This window comes from Streptococcus mitis (assembly GCF_047465045.1).
GTDB classification, from domain to species: Bacteria; Bacillota; Bacilli; order Lactobacillales; family Streptococcaceae; genus Streptococcus; species Streptococcus mitis_DT.
In genome coordinates this window covers 1-969 of the sequence record NZ_JASHAR010000045.1, presented here as the reverse complement: position 1 = coordinate 969, position 969 = coordinate 1, and the positions used below count along the sequence as shown (strand labels likewise).

Here is a 969-nt window from a genome sequence, read left to right as displayed (position 1 = left end):
AGATGTAATGGCACCGAGGTCTGTCCAGCTCTCTTGACCATCCTTGAGTGTTCTCACTTGAACTCGTGCTTTCGCTCCCTCAGGAAGGATTGAAACAAGCCGTAGATGGTTGGCATTGGTTGGTTCTGACAAGTGGTAAACCAAGTCACCCTTATCTTGTTCTGCCTTGTAACTAGTCAACACTTTTCCATCTACGAGATTAGTATAGAAGTTGCCTCGGCTTTCGCCACCATTTCCTTCTACAGTTGGATCATTGATTGGTTTGACAAATTCGCCATCATTGATCACCAATTCTGTAAATCCTACAAAACGAGCATCATAGTCAGCTGTATAGAGGACACGAAGATAGTTTGCTTTGACTGGTGTCGTCAATTCACCCTCGATGTAACGATTTCCTGGCATCTTAGAATCATGTGTCCAGCCATCTGTCAATGAATCATCGTGTGTACTATTGGCTACACCATCTCCCACTGTCACAACATCTGTCCAAGTTTTACCGTCTTGACTGACTTGGATTTTACCATCACGAAGATAGTTTTGAGTTCCGTCTTGGATGTAGGCTCTGATCTTCTTGATAGTGCGTTCACTACCAAGTTTCAAGGTTACATGGCCATCTTTATGGGCATAATCTGAAAACTCAACGAAGTTGTTGTAAACACCATCAAACAATTGATCGAGGTTATTAATCTTACGAACATCATTACTTCCGTATGTTGGATGAATGCCCATAGTTGTAGATTCTAGTTTGGTTGGTTGCACTTCTTTGGTAGTTACTAGGAGTGAAGTAGATGGAACAGCCTGCTCTTGATCTGTCTTATTAACAAGACGAACATAACGTACCAAGTGCGTTGCGACAGTTCTGTCTGTCAACTGACTAGCTGGCGTCCATTCTTGCGCATTTGCAGAGTACTCTAGACTGAGTACTGGGTTGGTTTGACCTTGTAGCTGGATACTGTTAACTTGATGGAT

1 protein-coding gene is annotated in these 969 nt (G+C 42.8%); it reads right to left on the bottom strand.

All coding sequences use genetic code 11. The annotated features are described in order from the left end of the window. A partial coding sequence (locus QM409_RS10720; protein WP_414305733.1) for a discoidin domain-containing protein occupies positions 1-969 on the bottom strand: 969 nt, incomplete at both ends.